This window comes from Paraburkholderia sp. JHI2823 (genome assembly GCF_038900695.1).
In the GTDB taxonomy this organism is placed as follows: Bacteria; Pseudomonadota; Gammaproteobacteria; order Burkholderiales; family Burkholderiaceae; genus Paraburkholderia; species Paraburkholderia mimosarum.
The window spans coordinates 205937-229164 of the sequence record NZ_JAYMRY010000007.1; the positions used below are offsets into that span (position 1 = coordinate 205937).

A 23228-nucleotide genomic window follows, 5' to 3' on the forward strand; every position below is an offset into this window, starting at 1 on the left:
ACATGTTGTGTGCAGTTCATGTCGTCAGCCGGCGATACGCGTTCAAATGGCGGACCAGCCCCTGTGGATCGCCGCGTCTTTCGAGCAGTATCGCCAGATTGTGGTGAGCATCCGCGTACGACGGGTCGAGCGCAAGGCAGCGTTGATAACTTCGCTCGGCGTCTTCGAGGCGGCCCAGCTCCTCGAACGCAATCGCGCGGTTGAAGTGCAACACGGCATCGTCGGGGAAGTGAGTGAGCGCCTTCTCGAATAGATGCAGCGCATCTTCGCAGCGTCCTTCGAGTTCACACAGCAGCGCGCCGAGGTCCACATAGGCGGCATAAAAAGGCTGCGGCGATAGCTCGATGGCCTTGTTGTACGCGCGTTCAGCACCGCTTGCATCGGACGTTCTCAGTTGCTCGCCGAGTTCGTACCACTCCTGCGCCTGGTGCGCGACGTTCTTCTGCGCGGGAGCCGAGTCGAGAAAGACGACATCGCCCTTGATTTGCGCGACTTCGAAGTCCAGCAGAAGCTGGCCGGTAACGGCATCCCACTGCGAAGTGCCGGTTCGCACGGCGACATCGCTGCCGACCGCCGATACGCGAATCCCTGTGAGCGGCAACGCATCGGGCAATGCGTCCTTGAGCCGAGTGAGGGCCGTGATGATCTTGCGCGGCGGGATGCGCGCCTCGCGCAACTGCAACGCAGTGCGCAGCAGCACGATATCCTGGAACGTGAAGCGGTATGCGTTGCCCGGCCCTCGCGACGGTGTCACGAATCCCGCCGCGACGAGGCCTGAAACCACGCTTCGCGAGACCCCCAGCATGGCCTGCAATTCGCGCATCGAAATCTCGCGCGCGGCGGCTCGTGACGTCACTTGCGTGCCCGAACCTTCGCAGGCGCTTCAGCGTGAGCCTTGGCTGCACGCGCCGGTGGCTTGCGCGTCTTGGGCGCGACGGGCAGCTCGGCAACGGGTTCCTCGCTCTTGCTGCGCCTCGGCGCCGGAGCCGCTTTCGCCTTTGCGCCTCCTTTCAGACTCGCGCGCAAGGCATCCATCAGGTCGATGACTTGTCCACCGCCAACCTGCTCTTCCTCGGGCTCGTGAATGACGACCTGCTTGCCTTCGATCTTCTCGTCGATGGCAGCGAGGATGCGCTTTTTTTCCTCGTCTTCGTAGGCATTCGGGTCGTAATTGTCTTGCGCACCCTGCTCGATGATCTGCAGCGCGAGTTTCATTTCGGTATCGGATACTTGAACACGCTCGATATGCAGCTCGGCCAGCGATCGAACCTCATCGGCATAGCGCAGTTGCTGAAAGACGAGCCCATCTTCTTCCGGGCGCACCTGCACGATTCGCGTTCGCCCTTTCGACGCCCATTTCGCCAGCGCGCACCGGCCGCTCTGTGCGAGCGCCTGCTGCAACAAGCTGTACGGCTTCCCGCCGCGCTTGTCGGGCGCGATGAAATACGCCTTGTCGTAGAACACCGGATTGATCGCCTCTTTCGGGATGAAGGCCATGATCTCCACGACATGGCTGGCGGCGTCTTCCAGCGCCTTGAGTTCGTCGCTCGTGAAGACCACGAAGCGGTCCTTTTCGAACTCGTAGCCCTTGTTCATGGCCGAGCGGTCGACCACCTCGCCCGTCTTCTCCGAGATGTACTGCTGCTTCACGCGCGAGCCGTCCGGCGCGAGCATGTGGAACCTGACGTCCGACGAAGTCTCGGTCGCGCTATAGAGCTTCACCGGTATCGAAACGAGCCCGAAAGACAGGGTCAAAGAAGCGATTGAGCGGGCGGGCATGGACTCCTCCTCGCGATTTGCACGGTCAGCATGTCGCTTACGCAAAGCGCATGCCGCCGCCGGCCAGCGGTGGTTTCATTCTAGGCGCTTTATCGCCGACGCCAACGACTGCCGCGTCGACCCGTAATCCGCCCACGGGTCCAGCGGCTGGAAGCTCAGGTACTCGCGGGCCGTCTGGACCGTCCATTGCGCCCCGCTCTTGAGGGCAGCCAGTTGCTCCCAGGACACGGGCATCGAAACGCCCATCCCCGGCCGCGCGCGGGCCGAAAACGCGGCGGCCGTGGTCTGCGCCTTGCCGTTGCGCAGATAATCGACGTAGACCTTGCCGACCCGGTTCGAAGCCCCCGACGTCGCCGAAAAGCGCTCCGGAATGGACTTCGCGAGGTGCCGCACGAAAGCCTGCGAGAACGCCTTCACGGGCTCGTAGCCCAGGCGCGGCGCCAGCGGCACGACGACATGCAAGCCCTTCCCGCCACTCGTTTTCAGCCACGCTTGCAGACCGAGTTCCGATAGCAGCGTTTGAACGAGCAGCGCGGCCTCTTGAACGTGCCCCCATTTCACGCCTTCTCCCGGGTCCAGATCGAAAATGACACGGTCGGGCTTGTCGAGTTGTCGGACCGTCGAATTCCACGTATGGAATTCGATGGTGTTCATTTGCGCGGCCGAAAGCAAAGCGTCGACGGTGTCGACCGTCAACAAGGGCGGATGGTTCGGCCATAGCGCGCGGTCGTGGGCCGTCAGCCCGGGCATGCTCGTTCTCTCGGCATGCTTCTGGAAGAACAGCTGTCCCGCGATGCCCTCGGGTGCGCGGACCATGGCGAGCGGGCGAGCCTTCAAGTGAGGCAACATGCGTTCCGCAATACTCGCGTAGTAGCGGACGAGATCTGCCTTCGTGATGCCAGCCGAAGGATCGACTATGCGCTCCGGATGCGTGATCTTGAGCTTCGGCTGAGAGCTCGGTGCCTGGGTTCTGCCGCCCTCCCGGACGACACCGCCGGGCGGCTTGTCGATTCGCAGTCCTCTGAAGGAGGCCTGCCGGATGACGCCATCGGCCGTCCATTCCGCAAACTCGACCTCCGCGACGAGTTCGGGGCGAACCCAGCGCTCGCTGCCCGCGGAGCGCCGCCCCCAGCGGCGGCGCCTGTCGACAGCCATGTCGAAGGGCGCCGCATCCACTTCAAGGAGCGAGAGCCGTGCCCACAAGTCGTGCGCGGTCCTGGCGTCCCAGCCGGTACCGACGCTTCCGGCGTCACGAAGCTTGCCGTCCGTGTAGTAGCCGAGCAGCAGGCTGCCAACCTCGCCGTCCTTGCCGCCCCGGGCCGTGAAGCCGCAGATCACCAACTCCTGCCGCAGCCGCGATTTCGCCTTGAGCCACGTCTGGGTCCTCCCCGATTCATAGGGCGCATCGCGGCGCTTGAGCATGAGCCCTTCAAGGCCCAGTCCGGAGGCGGCCTCGAACAGCTGGGCGGGAGGTGCTTCGAAGTCCTGACTGAAACGGATATGCTCGCCGGGCTTTTCAAGCAGCTGCGCTAGCCGCGCGCGTCTCGCCCAAAGCGGCACCTTCCTGAGATCCTTCCCGTCGAGGTAGATCAGATCGAACAGGAAGTAGACGATGTGCTGGTTGGCGTTGCCGTCTATCGCATCCTGCAAGGCGGCGAAACTGGGAATGCCGTTCTTTATGACAGTGATCTCGCCATCGAGCCACGCACTCGTGACGGGAAGCGCTTCGATTTCCGCTGCGAGCGTCGGGAACCTGGCGGTCCAGTCATGGCCGCCTCGCGTAATGAGCCGCACATGCCCTTTGGCGATGCGCGCCAGCATGCGATAGCCATCGAGCTTCGCCTCCGCTATCCAGTCACCGCTTGTGGGAAGCGAAGCCGCCAGCGTGGCGAGTTGCGGCTCGAGTCTGGCAGGCAACGGCGCAGACACCGCCGCGGAGAGGTCTATCCCGGACGCCTCATTGTGGACTGACCTCGCTTCCTTCGGCTCGCGTTCTTCGATGAGCCCCAGCGGCTTCGTCGTGACGCTGTCGGGCAACGCCTTGATCACATCGTATTGCGCGAGCGGCTGCGCCCACGCATCGCGCTTCTTGAACAGCATCCACTGGTCCTGCTTGTCGTCGGGCTTCGATATGCGAACCAGTTCCCAGAGCCCTGCAAGCTTTTCGCCATGCAACCGAAAGACCAGCTTGCCGGCTGCCATTCCCTCCTGGGGATTGCCGACGGGCTCCCATGTCCCGCGGTCCCACACGATCACCGTGCCGGCGCCGTATTGTTTCGGCGGAATGGTGCCCTCGAAGCCTCCGTATTCGACAGGATGGTCTTCCACGTGGATAGCCATCCTTTTTTCCTTCGGGTCGTAGCATGGACCCTTCGGTACCGCCCACGACAGCAGCACGCCATCGAGCTCGAGCCGAAAGTCATAGTGAAGCCGGCTTGCCCAGTGCTTTTGAACGACAAAACAGGGATGCTCCCGGTCGGCGGTTCCGCCGGGCGGCGATGGCGCCGGTTCGGGCGTGATGCGGAAATCCCGCTTTTTGCCATAACGGGAAAGCGGCGGAGCCGCCGGGTCGCGGTCGCGGGGTGAGGCCATGACGATACTCCAGGAAGCGCTCTCGCCTGGTGTGTCGCAAATCGAAAGCCTGAAGACAGCTGCACGCGCTGCAGTTGGCAGACTCAGGTGGGCGCCGGCCAGGCCTCAAACCACGGCTGCCTTGGTCACCGCAACGAGTACAAGCGCCGAACCGGGCTCGGGAATGCTTCCGAGGCCCGGTGCGTGGCGCCTGAGTGGATCTTCAGGCCGCGGCGGCCGAACTCGCAACCTCAGTGGCGGCCTGCGGCGCCGCTACTTCGACAGGTTCCGCTGACTTCACCGCGACCTTCGGTGCCCGTGCCTTTCTGGAGACCGGCGATTTCGCCGCCGCACCGTTCTTCGGAGCGGCCTTGCGCGCCGGCGTTGCCGCCTTTGCAGTGGCCTTCTTCACAGTGGCTTTCTTACTCGCGGTGCTCTTCTTTGCGGCGGACTTTTTGGCTGCCGGCGCCTTCGACGCCTTCTTTGCAGGTTCTGCGTTTTCGATCAAAAACTTCGACCGGTCTTTTGCGCCGGCGAGCCACGCGGGTGCCGTGCCACGGCCGGACCAGGTCGCGCCGGTTTTCGGATCACGGTATTTCGGCGGCTGCGGGCCACGTACGTAATTCCCCGCCTTCGGCGCTTTCACATCAGCAGCGGTTTTCGGCGTTGCGCCCGTAATCAGAAACTTGCTTCGGTCCTTCGCATTGGCAATCCAGGCAGGCGCTCGACCGCGGCCCGACCAGGTTGCACCCGTCTTCGGATCGAGATATTTTGCGGCCGACGAGCCCTGCCGGGCCGCAGCGGTAGTTCCCGCTTTGCGTCCGAGCCGTTTGCCGACAAATGCTTCGATATCGGCGAGCGTCACCGCGTGCTTGCTCATGAGACCACGAATCTTTTCGAGCACCGCTGTCGATTTCGTTGTCGCCAATGCTTCTGCTTGAGCCTGTAACTTTGCGATCCTTGCCTGAATCGATTCGAGCGTAGCCATTCGTGTTTTTTCCCTTGAAAAGATAGTTTTCCGGCACTATGCCACATCGGACGGCAAATACAATATCTGGTTTTGAATTCCTTTGCGCTCGTCAGCGAGAAATATTACTGTCCATTGCTGACCAACTCACGTAATGCCGTTTACGGATTGGCTCGGCGAGCAGCTTCCGTAACTCCCGCATCTGGAAAAATCCATGGTACGAGAAACCTATAAAGGATACGTTTTGTGGGGCCACGCCATCGCCCAACAGGCGGACATCCTCACGCCCGAGCGCTATGCCGGAGGCGGCACGGTGACCCGGGACCATAAACTCATCAGCGCTTCGGGCGTTCTGGATTTATTTAATTCGGAGGACGACGCACAGCAAGCGGGGTTAGCCTGGGCACGCGCGTGGGTGGACACCCATGGTTGACGCCGCAGATTCCGGCTCAACCGGATCCGCTTCGAACGATTGCACGCACATGCGGTGCAATGGCGCTTCAATTTGCGGCTCTTTTCGACGGCTCACTCCGGAAAGCGTTCGTGTCAGTTTCTAGTATTCCTCGATCAATCGGGCCAACGACTCGGCCTCCCGTGCGATGGCTTCGTCCGGTGACACGCCATCGCTGATCCATAGCTGGACGGTATCCACGAACGCATTTTTCGCCGCGCCGCACAATTGCGTAATGCGAATTCTGTAGACACCGTCGAAGCTAAAAACCTCGAGACGCCCTTCGTGCTCACGCGCATAGAACTTCATTGTTTGCCCCTTTGAGTGATCGCTGCGCGTCCTTTCGCGGCCGTTGGCCCCGCTCCGCTCACTTACGCGCGGCCACTCATGCCGCGCATGCGCCTTGCGAAATGGGCACGCTCCGCGTCGTCCATCAGAGCCAGAAACTGGTCCGCTTCCATATGAACCAGTTCTTCGTGATCGCCCGCCTCGAAGTAGATGTCCGGTTGATCGGCAAGGTTCGTATCGAGGTAGGTTTTCATGCCATACGCCCCGCAGATCGGCGGCAACGCCCCTGCATCGCAGTCCTTGAAGAGCTCGCGCAGTTCGACCTCCGTAGCAAGGGCGAGCCTGCGTCCTGTCTTGTTCCAAAGCTCGGACAATTGCACGGCATAAGTCGAGGGCAGCACGACGGCTACATAGCCGTGCTCGTCTTCCAGCAGCACGGTTTTGGCAAGACGGTCGCCGGGAATGTGAGCCGCGGCAGCGCTTTCCATGCTCGAATGACTGTATGGGTGGCGCACGATTTCGTAGCGTGAGCCCTTGCTGCGCAGGCGCTCCTGCAAAGTGGTCGACATCGACATGGCACACCTCCTGTCGAATGCGTAGAAGAAAACCAACCGCGAGTCGTCCCTTCAGAATAGTTCACGCGCGTGCAAATAGCACGCCGCCACCGGCTCCATCAAACCTCGGCACGAGACCCGGTAACGGACTTCAAGTTGTCACCGATGAGTCCAGCGAAGCCGCCTTTCTCACCCGGGTTGATACTGCGGGCACTCGGTTTGGAACCAATGGTCGACGAGTTGCTGCGCCGCATGCAGGTCGTCCGGGTAGTTCGGATCGTCGTTCCATGGTGACGGGTCATAGCCCGCTTTGCGCAGGGCCGAAAGCTCGCTTTGGCGTTGCGCCTTGGTCGGAGGCGCATTGGTTTTGAGCGCGGCCAGGTCGCGGCACTCCGTCGGGCTCAGATGTGGCCCGCTTTGCGGCACGCCGCCGACGACACATGCCGTCAGCAGGAGCGTCAACGCAGCAAGCGCCGAGCGGTTTCTCGCAAGGGTTTCCATAGCGCATCTCCACAGGTCTGATTGGCGCGGCGCAAGCAGTGCGACGCCAACGGTCGCGCGTGACTTCCAGTGTTTATTCTGCCTTAGACCTGTCACCGGAGGAGGCGCTCAGTGCATGATGAGCAAATACTCGAGGCTAATCGGGCGTGCAAAGCGGTACCATGCGAAAGCCACCGGACGCCGGGTTTATCGGTGCGTCAGCCTCTAACCTCTCACTGGCTCGGGTTCCGTCATGATTCTCTATCACACCACTCACGATTCATCGGTCATCGAAATATCCGTCGAAGGCAAAATCACAGACGGCGAACTGCGCGAAGCCATCGAGCGAATGCGTGACGACCTTGATCTGAACGGAAAGACCCGTGTACTCGAACGCATCGAGCATTTCACCGGTATGGAGCCTAAAGCGCTGTGGACTGACCTGACGCTCGGCGTTTCAGTGGCGCGCAAGGTCAAGCGCGCGGCGGTGGTCGCCGACGCGGGCTGGATTCGCGCCTCGATGCATTTGGCGCGATTCTTTACAAAGGCTGAAATCAAGGCGTTCCGTATCGACGAGCTGGAACAGGCGCGAGCCTGGATCAACGAATGAACCTCGCTTCCAGGGCGAGCGCTTGCGAACGGAACCTCAACATCGCCAGAAACGGTTGGCGAGGGGACGCGCACATCGACCAGGCCGCAACCTGAACCGACGCTTCGATGCCGCGCGAACCCGTTCGCGAAACGTAGCCGCTCCTGCGAAGTCAGTGAGTAGCCGGCTCGTTCAGATAGACACCTGCCGACAGCCCGGCTTTCACCTCCCGCGTGAACGCGTCGGTGGACACTTCCTCCGCTCCGGCCTCGATCGCGTCGTACGCCTGACGCACGACGTCGTCCGGCGTCGCCTTCGGCACTTCCAGCCCGCGCGTCAGGTCCGTATCGATAAAGCCGGCATGCAGCCCGACGACCTGCGTGCGCTGCTCGCGCAGCGAATGACGAAGCCCGTTGGTCACCGCCCACGCGGCCGACTTCGATACGCCATAACCGGAGAGGATCGGCCGGTTCACCCAGCTCGCAACCGACAGCACGTTCAGGATCGCGCCACCGCCGTTGCCGGCGAGGTTGCCCGCGAACGCCCGCGCCATCGCCAGCACGCCGAACACGTTCGTCTCGAAGTGATCGCGCAACGCATCGAGCGCGCCGTCGTCCGTCAGGCTGCCGAGCCGCGCGATGCCCGCATTGTTGATGAGCAGCGTGACGTCGCGCGCCGCGTCGGCGGCAGCGGCCACGGCCGCCGGATCGGTGACGTCGAGCTTCACGGGGACGACGCCCGGCAGCGTCACGCTAGCCGGATCGCGCGCGCCGGCGTAGACCTTGCGCGCCCCTCTTTCAAGCGCCTGTTTTGCGAACTCGCGGCCAAGCCCGCGGTTCGCGCCCGTGACGAAAACAACCGCACCTTCGATCTTCATATCCCATCCTTTCGTCTGATGGATCGCATGCGCGCCCGGCTTCGCGCGCGCTTGAAATCCCGTGAAAGCTCGTCTGGCCAGCCAGTGCATTGAAGCGCAATGAATCTGGACCGGCCGCAGCACCGCGCCGGCGTGGCGTCGCGCTGCACGCGGAAGTCGACTACACTCAGTCAATGTCGATCACCATCGTGGCATTGTGTCGATGCCATTGACGCATGTCAATGGTGATCGACATTGTGTTTATCAATCGACGTGATCGCCTGGATCAGGGAGAAGGGAGAAGGGAGGGACCGATGGGAGTATCACGACAGCAGGCCGCCGAGAACCGCAACGCGATCGTCGCGGCCGCCGAGCGGCTGTTCAGGGCGCGCGGCGTCGACGCCGTGGGGCTCACGGAGTTGATGAAGGAAGCCGGTTTCACGCAGGGCGGCTTCTATAACCACTTCAAGTCAAAGGACGCGCTGGTTGCCGCGGTGATGGAAAAGGCGATGCAGGACTATGCGGATTCGCCGAACAGCGGGAGCCTCGCGAAGCAGACGGCGCGCTACCTGTCGAGCGCGCACCGCGACAACATCGAGGCGGGGTGCCCGCTCTCGGGCTTCGCGGGCGATGCTCCCCGGATGACCGACGCGGCGCGTGCGTGCTACGCGCGCGGGCTCGCCGCTTATCTCGACCGCCTGGCAGACATGATGGCGACGGACGGCACGCCGCCGGAGCAAACCCGTCGCGACGCGATCGCAGCGTTCAGTGAAATGGTGGGGGCAATCGTGCTGTCGCGTGCGATCGCCGGCGCAGACCCGGCCCTCGCCGACGAAATCCTCGACGCGGGGCGGCGCACGCTCGTCGACGCGCCCGACGAGCCCCGAGCCTCGCGTCAGTAGCGCGCTGGACGAACAAAGGCCGCCCGCATCCTTTCCGATGCAAGCGGCCTGGACCTGCGGATCATGCCTTGATGAAGCGGTACTTCAACGGCGTATTACCCTGCACTCCTCATTATTTCAATAGCGTTGTACTTCGACAAAAACCGGTTAGCCTTGCCAGATACGACTGCTACCGCCGGACTGCTTTTTTGCAACGGGTACATGGTATGGTCCAACTCTTCCGCAGGAGGGGAATCCCGGGATGGAGCCAACGACTCGCTCCATGAAAACCAGTGTAGACCTGGACGCGATGAACCAATTGCCCGAAACGAGCCCAATATGGCGCCGAGTTCACGCAATTGTCGACCGTCATGCAGCGCTCGACCGCCTTGCAGAGGAGGCGGCTTCCCTGGCGGTGCAAAAGCCAGCCGGTCGCATTTCACTTAGGCGTTGCGCCTCGAGGCAGTGCACACAGGCGTTGTCCCGATGGGTACTTTGGCTGAATCATGCAAAATACGCGGCATCCAATGATGCGGAGACCGCCCGTGGGCATCAATTTCGACTTGAACGACTTGCAAGCGTTTCGCGCGGTGGTCGAGCTGGGAAGCTTCCGAAAAGCCGCCGAGGCGGTCAGCATCTCCCAGCCTGCCTTGAGCCGCCGGATCGACAAGCTCGAGGAAGCGCTCGGCGTGCGTCTTTTCGATCGCACCACGCGCAGCGTCACCCTCACCACCGTCGGCCGCGTGTTTGCCCCGAGCGCCGAACAACTGCTCGATGATCTCGACGTCGCGCTGCTCGGCATCCGCGACGTTTCATCGAGCCGCCTCGGTCACGTGACGATCGCGTGCGTGCCTTCGGTGGCGTACTACTTTCTGCCGAACGTCATCGCGAGCTATCATCGCCGCTTTCCGCGCATCAGGGTCAAGCTGCTGGATTCGAGCGCGAACGACGTGCTCGGCGCCGTCATCAGCGGCGAGGCTGATTTTGGCGTGAGCTTCATGGGCAGCCAGGAGCCCGAGATCGAGTTCAAGTTGCTGCTGGAGGAGCGGTTCGTTGCCGCCTGCCGCCGCGACCATCCGCTCGCGCGCAAGAGTCGCGTGACCTGGGGCGAGCTTTACGAGCACGAGTACGTCTCGGTCGACAAGACTTCCGGCAATCGCCTGTTGCTCGACCAGGCGCTCTCGGCCGTGCCGCCGCGCGCGCCGAGCGTCTGTGAGACGCGGCACGTCACGACCATGCTCGGATTGATCGAAGCGGGGCTCGGCGTTGCCGCGGTGCCGTCGATGGCCATGCCCGGCGAGGACCACCCTGTCCTGACGAGCGTGCCGCTCGTCGAACCGGTGGTCAAACGACGCGTGGGCATCGTGAGACGACGCGGGCGTCCACTCACGCCCGCTGCGGAGGAGTTTCACCGGGCCATCATCGAAACGAAGCGCGGCAGAGTCGCAGGCAGCGATGCGGGAGGCAACAGCGCCACGACAGGCAAGACACGAAGGAAGACCGCGTCGTGAGTTTGACAAGACCGCTTCGTCTGCTCTATGTGCAGGTCCTGCTGGGCATGGCGCTCGGCATGACCGTCGGCCACTTCTGGCCATCGGCCGGCGCGCTGCTCAAGCCCCTCAGCGACGCGTTCGTCGGCCTCGTGCGGATGACGATCGCGCCAATCGTCTTCTGCACGATCGTCCTCGGCATCACCTCGCTTGCGAACGGGAAGGCCATCGGCCGCACGATCATCCGGGCGCTGGCGCTCTTCTATGTCCTGACGGCCGTCGCGCTCGCGATCGGCCTCGTCACCGCGCTCGTGATGCGACCCGGCGCCGGCCTGCACGTCGACGTGCGTCATCTCGATTCGAGCATTCTCGCGCCCTATGCGAAGCCCGCGCAGGGAACCGGGCTCGTGGCGCTCGCGCTGAGCGCGATCCCGGACACGATACTCGGCGCCTTCGAGAAGGGCGACGTGCTGCCGGTGCTGCTGCTCGCGATTCTCGCAGGCTTCGCGCTCAATTCGCATCAGCAGGCCGGCCGGCTCTTACTGGAGGTGATCGACGGCGTAGCACAGGTGCTCTTTCGCATCCTTGCGATGATCATGCGGCTCGCCCCGCTCGGGGCGTTCGGTGCGATGGCTTTCACGGTGGGCCGCTTCGGCATTCGCTCGGTCGGCTCGCTCGGCATGCTGATGGTGTCTTTCTATGTGGCATGCCTCGTGTTCGTCGCACTCGTGCTCGGCTCGCTCGCGCGGTTGCACGGTTTCGCGCTTTGGCGACTCTTGCGCTACCTGCGCGAGGAACTGCTGATCGTCCTCGCGACTTCGTCGACGGAGCCGGTCCTGCCGCGCCTGCTCGTGAAGCTCGAAGCGCTCGGTTGTGACAAGGGCGTCGTGGGGCTCGTGCTGCCCGCGGGCTATTCGTTCAATCTGGACGGCACCGCGATCTACCTGACGCTCGCCGCCCTGTTCATCGCGCAGGCGTGCGATGTGCCGCTCTCCGCGCCGCAAATCGCAACGATGCTCGCCGTCATGTTGCTCACTTCGAAGGGCGCGGCCGGCGTGTCCGGCAGCGGACTCGTCGCGCTCGTCGCGACGCTCACGGTGATTCCCGATCTGCCGGTGGCCGGCGTCGCGCTTCTGGTCGGCATCGACCGCTTCATGTCCGAGGCGCGCGCCTTGACGAGCGTGATCAGCAACGCCTGTGCGGCGATCATCGTGTCGTTGTGGGAAGGCGCCTGCGATCGAGCGCGTCTCGCTCGCGCGCTCGGCGCGGCCGGGCCGCGCTGCCGGGGCGGTGCCGATGACACCGCCGATGACGCCGCGACAGACACCCGGGCGTGACGGGAAGGCTGCCCTTCCCGGGGCTCTGTCTCAATGCGCCGAGACGGAATCGAGCCCGGTCGAATTCACTTCTGCCTGTACGCCGGGAGAGGCGAGATAGTCGAGCAGCGCCTTCGCTTCCTTCGGATGCTGAGCGCCGACGGGGATGCCTGCGGCAAAGCGCGTGACCGACTGCAGAGACTCGGGAATCTTTCCGACGAAGGTCGCGCCCTGGATTGGCAGCAACTCGCTCACCTGCTGGAAGCCGATTTCGTAGTCGCCGTTCGCCACCACCGATGCCACAGGAATCCGCGGAATCATCTTCGCCTTCGGCCTGACCTGATCCTCGATGCCGAGCTTCCTGAACAACTCCCGCTCGATATAGACGCCGCTCGCGCTGTCCGAGTAGGCGACCGACTTCGCATGCAGCAGCGTCAGCCTGAGCGCTTCTGGCGAGCCGATGTCGGGCTTCGCCGCGCCTTCGCGCACGACCATGCCGATGCGCGAATCGGCCAGTTCGACCCGCGATCCGGCGATGACCTTGCCTTGCTTGATCAGATCGTCGAGCGCGTAGCCGACCATGATGACGGCGTCCGCGGGCTCGCCACGCTCGAGCCTGTTCGGGATCGCTTCGGGCGATTTGCCCATTGACGGTCCGTATGCGGTGTCGAGCGTGTTGCCCGTCTGGGACGCGAACCTGGGACCGAGCACCTTGTATGCGGCGGTAAAGCCGCCCGAACTCATGACGTGCAGGTCGGCGGCCTGCACGTTCGCCGCAGCGGCCGAGGTTGCGACGAGCGCTGCCGCGCAAAGTTTCCGAAGCAGGTTTCTCATGCTGAGGGTCGTTTGGGATAGTGATGATTGCGGGAACATGCGGGACCGCGCCTTGGCATCAGTGCGCCGGAGTCAGCGTCACCGCGCGGCGGCGATAGAGTGCGAACGTCGCCAGCAGGCCGCACGCCGCGGCGAAGCTCATCCAGTAGCCGGGGGCGGCCTTGTCGCCGGTCATATGAATGAGCGCCGTCGAAATCGCGGGCGTGAAGCCTCCGAACACGGCCGTAGCGAGGCTGTAGGCGAGCGAGAAGCCTGCAACGCGCACCTGCACCGGCATGACTTCCGTGAGCGCGACGACCATCGCGCCGTTATAGATGCCGTACATGAACGAGAGCCAAAGGAGCACGAGCAGCATGTTGATGAAGCTCGGCGCGTGAGCGAGCAGCGACAGTGCCGGGTACGCGGTCGCCATGGCGAGCACCGTCATGGCGACGAGGAGCGGCCGCCGGCCGATCTTGTCGGAGAGCGCCCCGCCGATCGGCAGCCACACGAAGTTCGACACGCCGACACACAGCGTCACGAGCAGACTGTCGGCGGTGCTCAGATGCAGGACCGTCTTGCCGAAGGTCGGCGCGTAGACCGTGATGAGATAGAAGCTCGTGGTGGTCATCGCGACGAGCATCATGCCGGCGATAACGACGGTCCAGTTCTGCCCCAGCGTGCCGAACACTTCCTTCATGGACGGACGATGCTGGCGCGCCTTGAACTCCTGCGTTTCCTCCAGATTTCGCCGCAGCATGAAGATGAACGGCACGATCATGCAGCCGACGAAGAACGGTACGCGCCAGCCCCACGCGGCGATGGCCGATGCGCTCATCCATTGATTGAGCGCGAAGCCGAGGCCCGCGGCAACGACGATCGCCACCTGCTGGCTCGCGGACTGCCAGCTCGTGAAGAAGCCCTTGCGGCCCGGCGTGGCCATCTCGGCGAGATACACCGAGACGCCGCCCAGTTCCGCGCCGGCAGAGAAGCCCTGCAGCAGCCGACCGAGCAACACGAGCGCGGGCGCCAGGAGTCCGATCGTGGCGTAACCCGGCACGAATGCGATCAGGATGGTGCCGCTCGCCATGATGGAGAGCGTGACGATGAGGCCCTTGCGGCGGCCGACGTCGTCGATATAGGCGCCGAGCACGATCGCGCCCAGCGGCCGCATCAGAAAGCCGGCGCCGAATACCGCGAACGTCATCATCAGCGAAGCGAATTCGCTTTGGGCGGGAAAGAAGACGTTGGCGATCTGCGTGGCGTAGAAGCCAAACAGAAAGAAGTCGAACTGCTCCAGAAAATTCCCGGCCGTTACGCGGAAAACCGCAGCGGCCTTCGACTGTGCGGTCGAAAGGCTAGACGAGGGGTGCATCGAGGTGTCTCCAGAGATCCAGAAAATATGCCGTGGTCCGGTCGTTTTGGTTTTGGCAATCTTCGCCCGGAACCGGCACAACGATAAGTGCAATTTTCGGAACGATTGATGTTGTCTGGTTATCAATCGATGCCTGCTGGTACGGCCGCAGCTTGCCGTGCCACGCTGTACTTGCCCGGTTTCCCGCAACGGCTTGCCCGGCCTGGATCACCCATGGGCCGGCCGAGCGGGCAAATCCGTTCGGCTCCCCCACCCCTGGGCGAACCCGGGAATATTGATTGCGGCACTGCACCAAGGCGCGCGACCGATGCGCGTCCCCAATTGAACCCCTCGAGCGGAGCCATGATGACTGAACCCACGATCGCACTACCCGACGCAGGCCCAGGCAAAGGGTCTCAAGGCGCTTCGACGCCGGACACTGGAATAAACGACTTCGCACGGCTGTGCGCCGACACCGCTGGCCGCATCGCAGAGCTCAACAGCCGTGCGCTCAGTACAACCCTGGATGAGCAGCGCGCAATCGCGCTGGAGGCAGCCAGCGAACGCTCGCCGTTCGACGCATGGCGTTTGAATGCAAGCTATGCGTTAGCGGGCACCGCGAAGGCTGCGGCCTACTGGCGGCACGTCAACGAGATCCTGCTCGGCGCGGTCGTCGATGCCGTAACCGATACGGAGAGCCGCCTGAACCGCGACTTCATGGCATGGAGCGCAGCGTTCAAGGACAGTGCTTCCGGATTGGGTTCGACGATATTGACGGGCGATCCGACTCACGCCGTTCGCGGTGCGACGCAGGCGGTACGGATCGTGGGTGCCGACGAAAAGCCGCCCCCATCCGGAACGCGTTGATGCGCTGTGGAAGCGAACTCACGCGGCGACACCCGTCCGCCGGTCTGCGCAGCGGGTACAGCTGCCGCGTCGAAATCGCGGCCAGCACGCCGGTTGTTCGCGCGTAGTCAGCACCGCAACAAGCCGCCACGAAAAAACAAAGCGGGAGCCGGCTCGACGCCGCTCCCGCCAGATCACTTCGTCGTGCTTCTAATCGGCGTGCGACTCGCGACCGACTCGCATGCCGCCGCGACGCTCAGCTCATATGCAGCCCGCCATTGAGCGAGAAGTCCGCACCGGTCGAGAAGCCCGATTCATCGGACGCCAGCCACGCCACGATGGAGGCGATCTCCCATGGCTCGCCGAGGCGCCGTACCGGAATGCTGTCCACGATCTTGGAAAGCACTTCGGGCTTCACCGCCTTCACCATGTCCGTGCCGATATAGCCCGGCGAAACGGTATTGACGGTCACGCCCTTGGTCGCCACTTCCTGGGCGAGCGCCATGGTGAAGCCGTGAATGCCGGCTTTGGCCGTGGAGTAGTTCGTCTGGCCGAATTGGCCCTTCTGCCCGTTCACCGACGAGATGTTGATCACGCGCCCAAAGCCCCGCTCGATCATACCGTCGATCACCTGCTTGGTCACGTTGAAAAGGCTCGTGAGATTGGTGTCGATCACGGCGATCCAGTCTTCATGCGTCATCTTGCGGAAGACGACATCGCGTGTAATGCCCGCGTTATTGACCAGAATGTCGATCTCGCCAACGTCCTTTTTCACCTTTTCGAACGCTTTGGCCGTGGAATCCCAGTCGGCCACGTTGCCTTCGGACGCGACGAACTCGTAGCCGAGCGCCTTCTGCTCGTCGAGCCAGCGCGTCTTGCGTTGCGAATTCGGGCCGCAGCCCGCGACGACCGTGTAGCCGTCCTTGTGCAGACGCTGACAGATGGCCGTACCGATGCCGCCCATGCCGCCGGTCACGTAGGCAATACGCTTTGCCATAAATCCTCCTTTTGCTTTAGGGAGTAGGTGAGTGGGGAAGACTCTGGAGGATGGAGTCAGTTTGACGACCACCTACAAGCCGGGCGATGGGGATAAACCCGTAATGGGAAACGCCCGCTGTGCGGCTGCTGAACTCGTCCGGGAAACGATTCAGCCTAACAGCGGACTTATGGGGACACAAGGGAAGCAGGCTGTCAGGTGTGCGCGATCACACAGATACCTGGCATAACTCAATAAATGAATGAGCAGGAAATGCGTTTTGCATAGTTGCGCAGGCAGCCCCGCGCCGCGCGGGCTACCTGCAGGCTCGTTGAAAGGGCATCAAACGCCGGCAGCGAAATCAGCAAAACGCCCGCTGCCAAACGTCTCGGGCAGCCCCGTCACATCGTCCAGCCGCCCCATCGCTTCGAGCAGCGAGCGGCCCGCGGTCGTGAGCGACAGCCGGCGGTGGCCTTCCGTCCACTGCTCGAGCGCAACCAGCTGGCGCTCAAGCAGCGTGTCCAGTTCCTCGCGGTTCATGTCGATCTGCTCCGGCGAATGACGGACCAGCATTAGCGTGGCGAATTCATGCGGACTCAGCAATGTCGTCTCCCAGTAACTCGAATGCCGCAACCAGGGGCACAGGGCCGCATATCTTCAGGGTTCAATGTGTCACTGCGATGACTGTCACAATTTCGCGCCGGCGCGGTAGGGATCCTGTATTGCCGGCGTTGTCTCCGTCTTCCCGGCCCGCGGCGCGTGAGTCGGCAGGAGCGCTGCGCCGCATTCCTCCACGAGGTTGCCCAGCGAGGTGGGAAAGAGCGTGCCGGGATCGTCGGCGATGCCGGCGCCGTCGTCGCGCAGCGTTGCACCGATGCCCACCACGATCGTCGAGTCGGACGCGCGCTCGCGCAGCCGCCGCACGAGATTGCGCAGGTAAGGCGCCGACTCGGGCGCGTCGAGCGAGACCACGCAAATGACCGGGGCGCGTTCGTCGATCACGGCCCCGCGTGTGGCGCGCACCTCGTCGTAGGTGGTCGCCGCGCAGGGAATATTGCGCCGCATGAGCAACTGGCCGACGATCGCCACCGCCACCTCGTCGAACGCGCCGCGTCCGGGCACGCAAAGCACTTCCCCCGCAACCGGCGACAGCGTGAACTCGTCCGCGCGCGCAGCGGACTCCTCGCCGCTGCCCTCGGGCGCGGCGTGGCGCGAATCGTCCACGGATTCGAGATCCTCGACGATATCGAGCAGCGCCTGGTTGATGCGCGCGACCTGCTCGGCGGGCAGCACGCCGCGCAAGGCGTCGTTGCGCGCGAAGCGCAGTCCTTCGAACACCACCTGCTCGTAGTAGTCGATGAGCCGCATGCTCGTGAGCAGCCGGTCGGCCTGCAGCAACGCCTCGTGCGGATCGTCGGCGAGCAGGCGCTGGTAGCAGGTTTGCGCGGGCGTGAGCGCGGGCTGGTCGCCGAGCAGGATGGTGAGGAAGTGCAGACGGTCCACATAACGGCCGAGCGTGACGATGCACAGCGTGAGCGGCGTGGACAGCACGAGACCCACGGGCCCCCACAGCCAGCTCCAGAAAATCGCCGCCACCACCACGGCGAGCGGCGAGAGGCCCGAGCGCCGTCCATACAGCATCGGCTCGGCGAACTGACCCGCCACCACGTCCACGACGATGAAGAAGATCAGCGTCGTGACGGCCATGGTCCATTGCGGCTGCGTGGCTGCGGCGACAATGGTCGCCATGATCGCGGCGATCCAGATGCCGATGTAGGGCACGAACCGCATGAGCGCCGCGACCGCGCCGAACAGCAGGGCGCCCGGCACGCCGATGCCCGCCAGCCCCAGCGCGATCACCCCGCCCACCGAGACATTCACGCCGAGTTGCGCGATGAAGTAGCGGGAGAGCCGCTGCGAGGCGTCGTTGATGGCGGTCGTCGTGCGGTGCAGGTCCTCGGAGCCGAACACGCTGATGAGCCGGTCGCGCAGATCCTCGCGCTGGAACAGGATGAAGATCGTGACCACGAGCACGATAAAGCCCGTTTCGAGCGGCGCGAGCGCCGGAGCGAGCGCCCTTTGCGCGAGCTGCAGCGGCGTGGGCGCCGGCGTGTGGACCTCCACGGGCATGGGCTGTTGCGGCTGGTTGCGCGCCGCGCGCCCGCGCGGCTGCAGCGGCGCGGGCGGCGGCGTGGGCGTGACGCGCTGCAGCGTGGCGGCGGCGCGGGCCATGAGCGAATCGGCGCGGCCCACGGTCTTTTGCTGCACCGTTTGCACCTTCTGCTCGATCTCTTCCTGGTACTGCGGCAGCGAGGCGGAGAGCTGGTAGACCTGCGCGGCGATCAGCGCGCCCACACCGGCGAGCGCGAGCACGGTGGAGAGAACCGCGACGAGAATGGCGATGAACTGCGGCACGTGGAAGCGCCGCAGCGCGGTGACGAGCGGCGCCAGCAGAAAGCTCAGCAGCACCGAGAGCGTGATGGGAATCAGCACCGCTTGCCCGAAATACAGGCCGCACACCACGACTACGCCGGTAATGACGGAGGCGAGGCTATGCAGCGTGGGCGGACTTGGCGGAAACACCCGGTTGCGGCGGCCCTGCGGCGGCAGCGGGAAATTCATGTCAGATCAGATCGGCAAGAAAGGGAAGCGAAAAACGGGGCCGTGACAGCTCGGGCAAGCGCACGGTCCATTTGCGAACAAGTTTGCGAACTGGCCACACGCACCGGTGACATGCACCCGGCATGTCTCGAAATGGTACAGCGCCCGCGCGGCCGGGAGCGCAGCACAAAAAATCCGATTTTCGCAGGTGGGGAGGCCGGGGTGCAGAAACCGCGCGTCGCGGCCGTCCGTCACTGCGACTGCGTCTTGCCCGACACGAGCTCCTGATTGCGCGCGGCAAGGAACTGGATCAGCCCGTCCACCCCGCCCTGCTGGATCTTCTCGTTGAACTGCTGGCGATAGGTTTGAATCAGCCACGCGCCGAGCACGTTCAGGTCGTAGAGCCGCCAGCCCTGCGGCGTCTTGTAGAGGCGGTAGTCGATTTCCACCGGGTTGCTGTTCGTCTGCGCGAGCGTGCGCACCACGACGTCGGTGTCGCCGGGCGCGTTGCGCATGGGCGGGTAGTCGATCTTCTGGTCGGGCTTCAGCTGCGCGATCGCGCCCGAGTAGAGATGGATCAGCAGCAACTGGAACTGCTGCTCGACCTGCTCCTGCTGCCCGGGCGTCGCCGTGCGCCAGTGCGGCCCCATGGCGAGCCGCGTGGTGCGGCGGAAATCGACATACGGAAGAATGTCGCGGTTGACGATGTCCTGAATGCGCGCGATGTCGTCTGGCGCAATGGCTTTGGTGCGCACTTCGTCGAGCACCTGCTGCGTGGCGGTCTTGATGAGCGCCTGCGGGTCCGACTGGTCCACCTGGGGCGATTGGGCAAGCGCCGCCGTGGCGGGCAGGAGCGACAGACAGCACGCGAGCAGCGCGGTGATGCGGAATGACCTTGTCATCGATATCTCTGGGCAATGGCGGGAACGACGATGCGGCGGGATTCGACGAGCGGGACGGCCAGCGTCACGCTGCTTGCCGTTGCGCGAGGCCCTCTAACGCCGGGCCCCGGATGCATCGCATGAATTGCATATCGTACGAACCGCATGAACCGCTCGCCAGCGCTTAGTCTAGCGGGTTGCGCGCGCGCAGGTCGGGTCGCTGCGCCTTTCATGCTGCTTCGCGCATGCGCGTCCTCCGGCGGGCCCGCCTCCGGGCGAGTCGGCGCGAAGTCTAGCAAGACCCATTCCATCCTGGCGGTCTCTCGATGGGCTTGCGTCGCAGGGGGCCCCTAGCCGCACCGGCTCTGTAAAAACGACACGCGCGTCACGGCAAGGCGGAAAACCGGAATGCCACCGGCCGCGAAACAAAGCGAGCGCGCCCCCGTGCTGAGTTACCCTGTGCGGTGCGCTTCTGGAGAACCGCATGGATGTCCGCCCACTCGATGCCCAGGATCTCGAATTGATCTGCCGCCATCGCGAAGCGATGTTTCGCGAGGCTGGCCGCGACGAGGCCACATTGCGCACGATGACCACACACTTCCGCGAGTGGCTCGAGCCGCGCCTCGCCAATGGCGCGTATTTCGGCTACGTGCTGAGTGAGCAGGCTGTGGCGCTCGCGGGCTCGGGCTCATGCTGATCGACTGGCCCCCGCATCCGATGCATCCGGAAACCGGTCTGCGCGGGTATGTGCTCAATGTCTACGTGGAGCCGCGCGCCAGGCGCCGCGGTCTTGCACGCCGGCTCATGCAGCTCGCCGACGACGAATTCGCGAGGCGCGGTGTCACGTACGCGATATTGCACGCGACCGAGCAAGGGCGGCCGCTTTACGAGCGGCCAGGCTGGATCGGGACGACCGAGATGGCGAAGGCGCTTCCAGCCGCGCCCGTCTGAGAAGCCACCGTTCGCCACCGTTCGCGCCGCCGGATTTCCATTCGCGCCCGCTTCCCCGCCCTTCGTCGCATTCCCGTCGTCTCCCCGACTGCCGCTCTCCACACTGCAGCCATCGACTCCGCTCGACCTGCCAAGGAGGGCCAGCATGCCTGCCATCATTGCGGCGCACGTCGTCGCCGCGACGCTTTCTGTCATACTCGGAAGCGCCGTCATGCTGGCCGAAAAAGGCAGCGCGCGACACAAGTGGCTCGGCCGCCTCTGGGCGCTCACGATGTGCGCAACCGCGCTCAGCTCGTTCGACATCCGCGAGCTGAATCCGGGGCATTTTTCCTGGGTGCACAGTCTTTCGCTGCTGACGTTCGCGAGCGTCGGACGCGCCATCTGGGCGATCCGCCACGGCAATGTCCGCGGCCATCGCCTCGCCATGCGCGGGTCGTTCTTCGCGCTCGTCGTGGCAGGCCTCGCCGCCATCGCGACGCCGCACCGGCTGCTCAATCTCATCGTCATGAGCTGGATCGCATGATTCCCTGGACGCACGTCGAGTTTCCGAACGCCTCGGCCCGCCTGCCCGCGCCGGCGGCGCATGTCCTCGTCGCCGGATTCGCGCGCGAGGCGGTGATCGTCGTCATCGGCAACGCGCTGATCGCGCTCGCGCTCACCGCCGTCGGCGTTGGCAAGGGCTTCGTCGACAACCTCGTGTTCAGCCAGTCGATCGGCCTCTCGATCATGCTGCTGCTCGACGCCGGCCGGTTTTTCCTGCAGCGTCGCAGCGCGCTCACCGTCCCCCGGCTCGCCGTGGCGATGGTGCTAGCCCTCGTGCTCGGCACCGCGCTGGGGCGCGGCATCGCGAGCATGCTGCTCGGCATCGGCCTGAGCCACGCCTTCGCGACAAAGGATCTCGAATTGACCGGCTGGATCGCGCTCACGGCCACGCTGCTCGTCACCTGGTATGGCTGGTCGCGCACGCGCATCGCGGAGCTGAGCGAGCAGGTCGCGCGCACGGCATGGCAGAAAGAAGCCGCCGAACGCACGGCGCTCACCGCCCGCCTGCAAGCGCTGCAAGCACAGATCGAGCCGCACTTCCTCTTCAATACGCTGGCGACGCTAGACAGCCTGATCGCGTCCGATCCTTCGCGTGCGCGCGAACTGCTCGCCAGCCTGAACCGCTTCCTGCGCGCGACGCTGGAAGCCTCGCGCGCGCAAAGCGAAACGCTCGCGGTGCAGTTCAGGGTGCTCGACTCGATGCTCGCCGTGCATGCGATGCGCCTTGGCCCTCGCCTCGCCTATGCGCTCGATCTGCCGCGCGATTGCGCCGATCTGCCGGTGCCGCCCATGCTGTTGCAGCCGCTCGTCGAGAACGCGCTCAAGCATGGCATCCAGGGCTTGGTACAAGGCGGAAGGATCGACATCGGCGCGCGGCGCGACGGCCAGGATGTCGTGCTGACCGTGACCGACACGGGCCCCGGCTTTGGCGTCACGCCAGGCACGCAGGGCGCGGGCGTCGGCCTCGTGAACGTGCGCGAGCGGCTTGCGGCGCTCTATGGCGAGCGGGCCTCGCTCACGCTGATCGAAAACGTGCCGCATGGCCTCGTGGCGCGCGTCCGGCTGCCTCTGTTCGATCCTGCCGGTGCTGACGTCGGCGTTGGCCTTGGCGCAGCCGGCGAGGCGCGCAAATCATGAAACGCCGCATGCCCGCCGATACGGCACAACACAGCAGCAACGCGCACCGCTCGCCCGACACCCCGACCGCGCTGATCGCCGAAGACGAGCCGCTCATCGCGGCCGCGCTCGAACGCGAGCTTGCCGCCGCGTGGCCGGACTTGCGCATCGTGGCGATGGTCGGCAACGGCCACGAGGCCATCGAGCGCATAGCCGCGCTCGAGCCCGATATCGCCTTCCTCGATATCGCGATGCCGGGCGCGACGGGCCTCGACGTTGCGCGCGCGTGCGCGAATCTCGCCGCGCCACCGCAGATCGTGTTCGTGACCGCATACGACGCCTACGCGCTCGAAGCGTTCGAGGCCGCGGCCATCGACTATCTGCTCAAGCCCGTCGAAACGGCGCGGCTCGCGCGCACGGTCGAGCGACTGCGCGCCCGGCTCGCACGGGCGGCCGCGCAGGGCGCCGAAGCGCCGCAGACGCAAGCGGACCTGCAACACGTGCTGCGTCAACTCGAAGCAATCACGCAGGACGTGCGGGCAGCACGCGCGGGCTCGCCTGGCGGCAGTGCGACGGCCGTCGCGCGCGAGGCGCCGCTGCGTTATCTGCGCGCCTCCAGCGGCAACGATATCCGCATGGTGCCGGTGGAAGATGTGCTGTACTTCGAAGCAGCCGACAAGTACGTAGTGGTCACGACACGCAGCGGCGAATTGCTGATCCGCACGAGCCTGCGCGAGTTGTGTGCGCAACTGGACCCCGCGCGCTTCTGGCAGGTCCACCGCAGCACGGTGGTCAACGTGGACCAGGTGGAAAGCGCGTCGGTCAGCGCACTCGGCAAGATGACGCTGCGGCTGCGCGGCCACGCCGGCGCGCTCGACGTGAGCAGGCAATACGCACACCTGTTCCGGCAGATGTGAATCGGGCG

General features: G+C 64.4%; 25 protein-coding genes. 11 read left to right on the plus strand and 14 right to left on the minus strand.

Features of this window, described 5'->3' with window-relative positions; genetic code table 11:
* Window positions 1-16 precede the first annotated feature (16 nt).
* The 4 genes from VSR34_RS11185 to VSR34_RS11200 form a co-directional block, all read right to left on the minus strand.
* Window positions 17-856 carry a tetratricopeptide repeat protein gene (locus tag VSR34_RS11185; protein WP_342962499.1) on the minus strand — a complete coding sequence of 280 codons (840 nt, stop codon included), beginning with the start codon at window positions 854-856 and terminating at the stop codon, window positions 17-19.
* Window positions 853-1779, minus strand: coding sequence for a Ku protein (locus tag VSR34_RS11190; protein ID WP_028230191.1), 927 nt, complete (start codon window positions 1777-1779; stop codon window positions 853-855). Before VSR34_RS11190 ends, VSR34_RS11185 begins: the two co-directional genes overlap by 4 nt.
* Window positions 1780-1854: 75 nt before the next feature.
* The gene (gene ligD / locus VSR34_RS11195) at window positions 1855-4371 is read right to left on the minus strand and encodes a DNA ligase D (protein WP_342962500.1); all 2517 of its coding nucleotides are present in this window, start codon (window positions 4369-4371) and stop codon (window positions 1855-1857) included.
* 202 nt (window positions 4372-4573) lie between these two features.
* Window positions 4574-5338: an H-NS family nucleoid-associated regulatory protein gene (locus VSR34_RS11200; protein ID WP_028230189.1), complete on the minus strand. Its 765-nt coding sequence runs from the start codon at window positions 5336-5338 to the stop codon at window positions 4574-4576.
* Between the two features lie 193 nt (window positions 5339-5531).
* Here VSR34_RS11200 and VSR34_RS11205 point away from each other — a divergent pair, with 193 nt between their 5' ends.
* Window positions 5532-5750 carry a hypothetical protein gene (locus tag VSR34_RS11205; protein ID WP_028211248.1) on the plus strand — a complete coding sequence of 73 codons (219 nt, stop codon included), beginning with the start codon at window positions 5532-5534 and terminating at the stop codon, window positions 5748-5750.
* Between the two features lie 120 nt (window positions 5751-5870).
* Here the strand turns inward: VSR34_RS11205 and VSR34_RS11210 are convergent, their stop codons facing one another.
* The 3 genes from VSR34_RS11210 to VSR34_RS11220 form a co-directional block, all read right to left on the minus strand.
* Window positions 5871-6077 carry a hypothetical protein gene (locus tag VSR34_RS11210; RefSeq protein ID WP_028211247.1) on the minus strand — a complete coding sequence of 69 codons (207 nt, stop codon included), beginning with the start codon at window positions 6075-6077 and terminating at the stop codon, window positions 5871-5873.
* 62 nt (window positions 6078-6139) lie between these two features.
* Window positions 6140-6631: a YbaK/EbsC family protein gene (locus tag VSR34_RS11215; protein WP_028211246.1), complete on the minus strand. Its 492-nt coding sequence runs from the start codon at window positions 6629-6631 to the stop codon at window positions 6140-6142.
* 168 nt (window positions 6632-6799) lie between these two features.
* Window positions 6800-7111, minus strand: coding sequence for a DUF4148 domain-containing protein (locus VSR34_RS11220; protein ID WP_028230187.1), 312 nt, complete (start codon window positions 7109-7111; stop codon window positions 6800-6802).
* 232 nt (window positions 7112-7343) lie between these two features.
* Between VSR34_RS11220 and VSR34_RS11225 the strand changes: the two genes are divergently transcribed.
* A complete protein-coding gene (locus tag VSR34_RS11225; protein WP_342962501.1) occupies window positions 7344-7700 on the plus strand; it encodes an STAS/SEC14 domain-containing protein in 357 nt (118 codons plus the stop codon).
* Between the two features lie 151 nt (window positions 7701-7851).
* On the opposite strand, the gene VSR34_RS11230 is transcribed toward VSR34_RS11225, so the two are convergent.
* Window positions 7852-8556: an SDR family oxidoreductase gene (locus VSR34_RS11230; protein WP_028230185.1), complete on the minus strand. Its 705-nt coding sequence runs from the start codon at window positions 8554-8556 to the stop codon at window positions 7852-7854.
* Between the two features lie 293 nt (window positions 8557-8849).
* Here VSR34_RS11230 and VSR34_RS11235 point away from each other — a divergent pair, with 293 nt between their 5' ends.
* The 3 genes from VSR34_RS11235 to dctA all read left to right on the plus strand — a co-directional run bounded on the left by VSR34_RS11235 (window position 8850) and on the right by dctA (window position 12243).
* Window positions 8850-9437, plus strand: coding sequence for a TetR/AcrR family transcriptional regulator (locus tag VSR34_RS11235; RefSeq protein ID WP_028211242.1), 588 nt, complete (start codon window positions 8850-8852; stop codon window positions 9435-9437).
* Between the two features lie 524 nt (window positions 9438-9961).
* The gene (locus VSR34_RS11240; RefSeq protein WP_028211241.1) at window positions 9962-10927 is read left to right on the plus strand and encodes a LysR family transcriptional regulator; all 966 of its coding nucleotides are present in this window, start codon (window positions 9962-9964) and stop codon (window positions 10925-10927) included.
* The gene (gene dctA, locus VSR34_RS11245) at window positions 10924-12243 is read left to right on the plus strand and encodes a C4-dicarboxylate transporter DctA (protein WP_342962502.1); all 1320 of its coding nucleotides are present in this window, start codon (window positions 10924-10926) and stop codon (window positions 12241-12243) included. The genes VSR34_RS11240 and dctA overlap by 4 nt, the downstream gene beginning before the upstream one ends.
* A 30-nt stretch (window positions 12244-12273) precedes the next feature.
* On the opposite strand, the gene VSR34_RS11250 is transcribed toward dctA, so the two are convergent.
* Entirely contained in the window at window positions 12274-13056 is a 783-nt protein-coding gene (locus tag VSR34_RS11250) for a substrate-binding domain-containing protein (protein ID WP_028230182.1), read from the minus strand.
* A gap of 58 nt (window positions 13057-13114) precedes the next feature.
* Window positions 13115-14410 carry an MFS transporter gene (locus VSR34_RS11255; protein ID WP_028211238.1) on the minus strand — a complete coding sequence of 432 codons (1296 nt, stop codon included), beginning with the start codon at window positions 14408-14410 and terminating at the stop codon, window positions 13115-13117.
* A gap of 342 nt (window positions 14411-14752) precedes the next feature.
* Here VSR34_RS11255 and VSR34_RS11260 point away from each other — a divergent pair, with 342 nt between their 5' ends.
* The gene (locus VSR34_RS11260) at window positions 14753-15256 is read left to right on the plus strand and encodes a phasin family protein (RefSeq protein WP_051390859.1); all 504 of its coding nucleotides are present in this window, start codon (window positions 14753-14755) and stop codon (window positions 15254-15256) included.
* Between the two features lie 235 nt (window positions 15257-15491).
* Here VSR34_RS11260 and VSR34_RS11265 read toward each other — a convergent pair whose 3' ends face one another.
* The 4 genes from VSR34_RS11265 to VSR34_RS11280 form a co-directional block, all read right to left on the minus strand.
* The gene (locus VSR34_RS11265) at window positions 15492-16232 is read right to left on the minus strand and encodes a 3-ketoacyl-ACP reductase (RefSeq protein ID WP_028211237.1); all 741 of its coding nucleotides are present in this window, start codon (window positions 16230-16232) and stop codon (window positions 15492-15494) included.
* Window positions 16233-16553: 321 nt separating this feature from the next.
* Complete coding sequence (locus VSR34_RS11270) at window positions 16554-16814, minus strand: hypothetical protein (protein ID WP_028230180.1); 261 nt, start codon at window positions 16812-16814, stop codon at window positions 16554-16556.
* 84 nt (window positions 16815-16898) lie between these two features.
* Window positions 16899-18833 (minus strand): AI-2E family transporter, encoded by a 1935-nt coding sequence (locus VSR34_RS11275; RefSeq protein ID WP_342962503.1) that lies wholly within the window; start codon window positions 18831-18833, stop codon window positions 16899-16901.
* A 230-nt stretch (window positions 18834-19063) separates the two neighbouring features.
* A complete protein-coding gene (locus tag VSR34_RS11280; RefSeq protein ID WP_042288599.1) occupies window positions 19064-19714 on the minus strand; it encodes an ABC transporter substrate-binding protein in 651 nt (216 codons plus the stop codon).
* A gap of 463 nt (window positions 19715-20177) precedes the next feature.
* Here VSR34_RS11280 and VSR34_RS11285 point away from each other — a divergent pair, with 463 nt between their 5' ends.
* From VSR34_RS11285 to VSR34_RS11305, 5 genes are all read left to right on the plus strand, one after another.
* Window positions 20178-20390, plus strand: coding sequence for a hypothetical protein (locus VSR34_RS11285; protein ID WP_337588017.1), 213 nt, complete (start codon window positions 20178-20180; stop codon window positions 20388-20390).
* Window positions 20384-20644: a GNAT family N-acetyltransferase gene (locus VSR34_RS11290; protein WP_337588016.1), complete on the plus strand. Its 261-nt coding sequence runs from the start codon at window positions 20384-20386 to the stop codon at window positions 20642-20644. Before VSR34_RS11285 ends, VSR34_RS11290 begins: the two co-directional genes overlap by 7 nt.
* 145 nt (window positions 20645-20789) lie before the next feature.
* On the plus strand, window positions 20790-21167 hold the full coding sequence (locus VSR34_RS11295) for a DUF2306 domain-containing protein (protein WP_342962504.1): 378 nt from the start codon (window positions 20790-20792) through the stop codon (window positions 21165-21167).
* Window positions 21164-22324, plus strand: a complete 1161-nt coding sequence (locus VSR34_RS11300; protein WP_051381302.1) for a histidine kinase — start codon at window positions 21164-21166, stop codon at window positions 22322-22324. Before VSR34_RS11295 ends, VSR34_RS11300 begins: the two co-directional genes overlap by 4 nt.
* Before the next feature lie 8 nt (window positions 22325-22332).
* Window positions 22333-23220 carry a LytTR family DNA-binding domain-containing protein gene (locus tag VSR34_RS11305; protein WP_042288603.1) on the plus strand — a complete coding sequence of 296 codons (888 nt, stop codon included), beginning with the start codon at window positions 22333-22335 and terminating at the stop codon, window positions 23218-23220.
* The last annotated feature ends 8 nt before the right edge of the window (window positions 23221-23228 follow it).

What these genes read in the sequence shown, in the direction of transcription:
- VSR34_RS11215 (WP_028211246.1), bottom strand. Translation starts at nt 6,631, where the DNA reads ATGTCGATGTCGACCACTTTGCAGGAGCGCCTGCGCAGCAAGGGCTCA.
- VSR34_RS11230 (WP_028230185.1), bottom strand. Translation starts at nt 8,556, where the DNA reads ATGAAGATCGAAGGTGCGGTTGTTTTCGTCACGGGCGCGAACCGCGGG.
- VSR34_RS11210 (WP_028211247.1), bottom strand. Translation starts at nt 6,077, where the DNA reads ATGAAGTTCTATGCGCGTGAGCACGAAGGGCGTCTCGAGGTTTTTAGC.
- VSR34_RS11235 (WP_028211242.1), top strand. Translation starts at nt 8,850, where the DNA reads ATGGGAGTATCACGACAGCAGGCCGCCGAGAACCGCAACGCGATCGTC.
- VSR34_RS11200 (WP_028230189.1), bottom strand. Translation starts at nt 5,338, where the DNA reads ATGGCTACGCTCGAATCGATTCAGGCAAGGATCGCAAAGTTACAGGCT.
- ligD (WP_342962500.1), bottom strand. Translation starts at nt 4,371, where the DNA reads ATGGCCTCACCCCGCGACCGCGACCCGGCGGCTCCGCCGCTTTCCCGT.
- VSR34_RS11275 (WP_342962503.1), bottom strand. Translation starts at nt 18,833, where the DNA reads ATGAATTTCCCGCTGCCGCCGCAGGGCCGCCGCAACCGGGTGTTTCCG.
- VSR34_RS11280 (WP_042288599.1), bottom strand. Translation starts at nt 19,714, where the DNA reads ATGACAAGGTCATTCCGCATCACCGCGCTGCTCGCGTGCTGTCTGTCG.
- VSR34_RS11260 (WP_051390859.1), top strand. Translation starts at nt 14,753, where the DNA reads ATGATGACTGAACCCACGATCGCACTACCCGACGCAGGCCCAGGCAAA.
- VSR34_RS11190 (WP_028230191.1), bottom strand. Translation starts at nt 1,779, where the DNA reads ATGCCCGCCCGCTCAATCGCTTCTTTGACCCTGTCTTTCGGGCTCGTT.
- VSR34_RS11220 (WP_028230187.1), bottom strand. Translation starts at nt 7,111, where the DNA reads ATGGAAACCCTTGCGAGAAACCGCTCGGCGCTTGCTGCGTTGACGCTC.
- VSR34_RS11295 (WP_342962504.1), top strand. Translation starts at nt 20,790, where the DNA reads ATGCCTGCCATCATTGCGGCGCACGTCGTCGCCGCGACGCTTTCTGTC.
- VSR34_RS11290 (WP_337588016.1), top strand. Translation starts at nt 20,384, where the DNA reads ATGCTGATCGACTGGCCCCCGCATCCGATGCATCCGGAAACCGGTCTG.
- VSR34_RS11225 (WP_342962501.1), top strand. Translation starts at nt 7,344, where the DNA reads ATGATTCTCTATCACACCACTCACGATTCATCGGTCATCGAAATATCC.
- VSR34_RS11305 (WP_042288603.1), top strand. Translation starts at nt 22,333, where the DNA reads ATGCCCGCCGATACGGCACAACACAGCAGCAACGCGCACCGCTCGCCC.
- VSR34_RS11255 (WP_028211238.1), bottom strand. Translation starts at nt 14,410, where the DNA reads ATGCACCCCTCGTCTAGCCTTTCGACCGCACAGTCGAAGGCCGCTGCG.
- VSR34_RS11285 (WP_337588017.1), top strand. Translation starts at nt 20,178, where the DNA reads ATGGATGTCCGCCCACTCGATGCCCAGGATCTCGAATTGATCTGCCGC.
- VSR34_RS11300 (WP_051381302.1), top strand. Translation starts at nt 21,164, where the DNA reads ATGATTCCCTGGACGCACGTCGAGTTTCCGAACGCCTCGGCCCGCCTG.
- VSR34_RS11205 (WP_028211248.1), top strand. Translation starts at nt 5,532, where the DNA reads ATGGTACGAGAAACCTATAAAGGATACGTTTTGTGGGGCCACGCCATC.
- VSR34_RS11250 (WP_028230182.1), bottom strand. Translation starts at nt 13,056, where the DNA reads ATGAGAAACCTGCTTCGGAAACTTTGCGCGGCAGCGCTCGTCGCAACC.
- VSR34_RS11265 (WP_028211237.1), bottom strand. Translation starts at nt 16,232, where the DNA reads ATGGCAAAGCGTATTGCCTACGTGACCGGCGGCATGGGCGGCATCGGT.